Raw genomic sequence first — 4,593 nt, 5'->3', positions numbered from 1 at the left:
TTATCGCCCTCCTCACGGACGCGCTCACCGAAACCGGCCAGAGCGGGGAGGTCCCAGCCTCGGAGATCGTCGATACCGTCCGCGACAACCCCCACATGGCGAACGCGTTCCTCGCGCTCCACCAGCAGCTCGGCAACTCCAGACAACTCCTCTCCCTCTTCGCCGAGAGTCGAAACGCCGTCCCGACACCCGGCTCGATCACCGAAACCGATCTCCTCGCTTCGCATCCCTCGGGCAGCGCCCGCCCCGCGTCGATCACGATGCCCCACGAAGAAGTGCGCGATTACTTCGCGAAGAGCCAGAACTACATCGGCTCCCTGGACGTCGCCGCGGAGGACCTCAGCACCCGCATCCGCATGAACCGCGGCGACGTCCGCACCGTCATCGGCCGGCGCATCGAGAGCGCCCACGAAGTCCAGATCGTCCGACGCGTCGACCTCCCCGACGGAATCTGGCATCGCTTCGACCCCTCGACCGGCCGGCTCGAGCTATCCGCCCAGCTCAACCGCGGCCAGCAGGCATTCCGCATCGCGGCCGAACTCGCCTTCCTCGAACACCGCGACCTCCTAGACCAGCTTGTCCAAGACGCGCCGTTCTCCTCCCCCGCCGCGCGCAGCCTCGCCATCCGCGGCCTCGCCAATTACTTCGCAGCCGCCGTACTCATGCCATACGGGCGTTTCCTAGAATCGGCGGAGGACTTCCGTTACGACATTGAGCGCCTCGCTACCTTTTACGGCACAGGCTTCGAGTCCGTCTGCCACCGCCTCTCCACCCTCCAACGCCCCGGCGCGACGGGCATCCCCTTTTCCTTCGTTCGGGTCGACCGCGCCGGCAACATGTCCAAGCGCCAGTCGGCCTCCGGATTCCACTTCGCCACCTCGGGCGGCACCTGCCCGCTGTGGAACGTCTACGAATCCTTCACTTCCCCCGGCCAGATCAACCGCCAAGTGGCCCAGATGCCGGACGAACGCCTCTACCTTTGGATCGCGCGCACCGTTTCCACACGATCCGTCCGCTTTGGCCAGGCCCGAAAAACCTTCGCCATCGGACTGGGCTGCGAGGCGCGCCACGCGCACCGCACCGTCTACTCCCAGGGCCTCGACCTCTCGGACTCCGAAGCCGCCACTCCGATCGGAATCGGTTGCCGCCTCTGCGAACGCCCGAACTGCCCACAGCGCGCCTTCCCTCCGATCAGTTCCGAGCTCCAAGTCGACGAGCACCGATCCGCTTTGTCTCCCTACCTCCTCGACGGCTCTCACTAGCCTGCGAGAACACCAAGCCTTCCGGCTCATCCCCAACCACGAGCCCGTCTCCTGATTAGCCCAAATCATCACCCCTCTCCCTCGCCTGCAATCGCAGACGACTCACTACCGGGCATTCGGCCGCCGACTTCGTGCCCTCCCTTCCCGAGGGCTTGCTCAAGGCCCCGCGAACACAGTATCGAACATTATTGCGTTTGTCGAACACTTGATCTATATTCAAACCGTCACACCACACCGGACCCGGAGGCCCACGTGGACAGGTCGACAAGCGACGAAGGTACCGACTATCCCGCAGCCCAGCCATACGGAACTGCGATAACCTCCATTACCGCCGAAAGCTATTCGCCCAGGGCAGAAGCCCTCGACGCCCTAGTATCAATTGCCCAACGCATCTCAACCATTTTCGAACATGGTGGACCTGCTTTTCCGGCGGAACCCCGGGAAGAGGAGCCACAACCCGACCACGTCACCCGTACATTGCGCTCCACTCAGCGGCCGCGTCGGCCCAGGGAACCGGTCTCTCCCCTGGAGTTCCAGCTCAGAGCACTATCCCGTGCGCTCCTCGCGGTTCTCGACAGCCTCGATTCCCCGTTCGAAACAGCAAGGCTCCTGTCCTTCCTGGACAACGCCGTGTCCGGCGCCAAGCTCGCCCACGCGGGTCAATCGATTACCAGGGCCAAGCGGGCAACCTTGGCACAACGAAGGAGCCCCGCCCCGGAATACGCTGCCGTGGATGTCGAACGTGTGGCTGCGGACATTGTTGCAATCGAACAGCGCTGCACAGTACGCGAGGCCGCAGCACGAGTACGCGCAGGTCTCGAGCTCGAATCCAAGCTGCCCAAGATCTGGGCAAGGGTACGCGGAGGCGAAATGCACGCCACGACCGCACGAAAGATAGCATCTGCCGTCCGCGATGTGGAAGATCCCGCGAAACGCGCAAAGATCGAAAACGTCATTCTCAACCGCATGGACCGCGACGATTCCCCGCTCGAGTGGTCGCGGCGCATCGCCAGGCATCTCGACCTGCTCATCGCGGATGTCGACCCCGATGCCGCGAGGAAAGCCGAGGATTCTGCCTTCGAGTCCCGCCGGCTGTCGACGCGTTCGAGCGGAAAGGGCATGGCGTCGCTCACCGCCACGCTACCGGCGCTCGATTGTGCTTCCGTCCTTGCCAAGGTCAAGGCATACGCAAGGCGGTGGTCGGAGGCAGGTTCCGAAGCTCGATCCGAGCCCCAGCTAGAGGCGGACGCCTTGGTTCACCTCCTCGCAGGTATCGACAACTCCCCTTCCCATATACCGTCAGGCCAAGACTCCGGCGCACCCCTGAGCTCGGCAACAACGGTGGCGCCGATTCACCCACGGATCACACTTCTCGCGGACGTCGCGGGAGGTACGCTCGCGGTTCGTGGTTGGGCTGCCGGCACGGCTTTCGTCCGAGAGCGTCTCGACTCGCTTCTTGATTCGGTCGAGCGCGCCCATCTCCAAGTTGTCCCTCTCGGGCATGACGACGAAGCTCCCTCCTTCTCCGACCTCACCGCTCGCATCGAAAGCTTTAAGGAAAGTCTCGGGCGTCAATGCAGCTACGCACCTGCGCCGTCGCTCCGGCGTGCAATATTCGAACGAGACGGGACGTGCCGTCACCCCGGATGTACCCATCCGGCGGAACGATGCGATCTCGACCATGTGGTGCCGTTCGACCACTCCCATCCCCTTCGGGGCGGTCTCACTAGAGAAGACAATCTCATCGCGCTGTGCAGGAGCCATCACAGGTTCAAGACTCACGGGAAAGGCCGCTACGTTCTCCGGCCCGACGGTCGCGTGGACGTGCTCATCGGAGACATCGTCGCAGGATCGAGCATGCCGACCGGCCACCGCGGAGTCATGCGCGAGCGGGCGTATGTCGAGTACGAGGGAACTACCGACTCCTCGACGGCAATGGTCGCGGAGCTTGCGGCTGCCGCTGCGGCACTCGCCGAGACGCTCGGTTCCCTCGACCACCAACCACCGAACGAAAGCGCAGGAGTAAGTCCGTGTTCGGGAGTCGTCGAGCTCAAGGCACACCGCCGGGCGAGGGAGGCTGCCAACCGAAGATCAGCCGCGAGTGCCCGTCGCCCGGAAGCAGAGAGCACCGGAACCTCTGCGCTCTCTCTCGACGGGCTGGAATTCTGATGCCCGAATTCTCCATGGGTCGGCACGAGCGCGGATACGGTCAGTGGCATGCACAAGCCTCAGCCGACCGCCACGAACGACGAACAATCCGCCCCTCGGGTCGCGCCCGGGAAGGGCCTCGAACTCAGCCTGCTCGCACTACTGGCCTCGAAGATCGGGTCGCGAGTCACCGGAACCGACGATGTCCGCCTGTTCTCGACGCTGGGGCGCGTACGCCGGCTCTTCCCCGCATGGCTCGTCTACTCCGGGATGATGATGCCGTTCGGGGTCTTGTCTCGAAAAGAGACCGAGCTCGTCATTCTTCGAGTGTCGTTCCGCAGGGGAAGTACGTACGAGCGCAACCACCACGAAGGGCTCGGCTCTCGGATCGGCCTTTCGGACGCAGAGATCTCGAGAACCAAGGAGGACCCTGCCGCGGCCGACTGGGATCCCCGCACCAAGGCGCTGCTCACTGCGACGGACGAGATCCTCGACGACAAGGACATCTCGCCCGCCACGTGGGAGACCCTCGCCGCCCACCTGGGCGAGCGGGAGCTGGTCGCATTCGTCTTGCTCGTCAATCAGTACGACGGCCTGGCGACCACTCTCCACACGCTCAGGGTGCAGACTGACCGGAAGAGTTGATCGGGACCTCGAGCCGCTCGTCCGGAACGACAGTGTAGGGCTCGCCCTGGACGACCACGTCGACAGGTACATCGCCCGTCTCGACCTCGAAGGAGATATGGGTCGCCGTGACCTTGACATGGATACGGCTTCCGCGACGGGTCAGCTTGAAGGACAGCGAATCCCATTCCTCAGGGAAGCGCGGGTCGAAGTGTAGGTCTCCGCCGGGATCGCGCATGCCGCCGAAGCCACAGACGAGTGCCGACCACACGCCGCCTGTGGAGGCGATGTGGACCCCGTCTGAGGCATTGCCGTGGACATCAGCGAGGTCGACCACGAGCGCCTTCGAGAAGTGCTCGAACGCTTCGTGGGTGCGGCCGATCTCCGCCGCGATAATCGACTGGACCACGGCGGAAAGCGTCGAGTCGCCGGTGGTCAGCGGGTCGTAGTACTCGAAGTCGAGCCGCTTTTGCTCGGCCGTGAAGTCCTCACCGCGCAAGAACAACGCGAGGACCACATCGGCCTGCTTGAGCACCTGGTGCCGATAGATCACCAGCGG

4 protein-coding genes are annotated in these 4,593 nt (G+C 64.1%); 3 read left to right on the top strand and 1 reads right to left on the bottom strand.

Features of this window, described 5'->3' with window-relative positions:
- The 3 genes from V7E05_RS05555 to V7E05_RS05545 all read left to right on the top strand — a co-directional run.
- On the top strand, positions 1-1,262 hold a 1,262-nt coding region (locus V7E05_RS05555; RefSeq protein ID WP_333618680.1), incomplete at its 5' end, for a short-chain fatty acyl-CoA regulator family protein.
- A 252-nt stretch (positions 1,263-1,514) separates the two neighbouring features.
- Positions 1,515-3,431 carry an HNH endonuclease gene (locus V7E05_RS05550; RefSeq protein WP_333618679.1) on the top strand — a complete coding sequence of 639 codons (1,917 nt, stop codon included), beginning with the start codon at positions 1,515-1,517 and terminating at the stop codon, positions 3,429-3,431.
- Positions 3,432-3,479: 48 nt separating this feature from the next.
- Positions 3,480-4,055: a carboxymuconolactone decarboxylase family protein gene (locus V7E05_RS05545; protein WP_333618678.1), complete on the top strand. Its 576-nt coding sequence runs from the start codon at positions 3,480-3,482 to the stop codon at positions 4,053-4,055.
- On the opposite strand, the gene V7E05_RS05540 is transcribed toward V7E05_RS05545, so the two are convergent.
- Positions 4,027-4,593 (bottom strand): glycosyl hydrolase family 65 protein (locus tag V7E05_RS05540; protein ID WP_333618677.1); only part of this gene is annotated, 567 nt, incomplete at its 5' end. The genes V7E05_RS05545 and V7E05_RS05540 overlap by 29 nt on opposite strands.

The sequence above is a fragment of the Dietzia sp. genome, from assembly GCF_036741115.1.
Lineage (GTDB): Bacteria > Actinomycetota > Actinomycetes > Mycobacteriales > Mycobacteriaceae > Dietzia.
The sequence above is the reverse complement of the archived record's forward strand: the minus strand, read 5'-3'. Positions and strand labels throughout refer to the sequence as shown.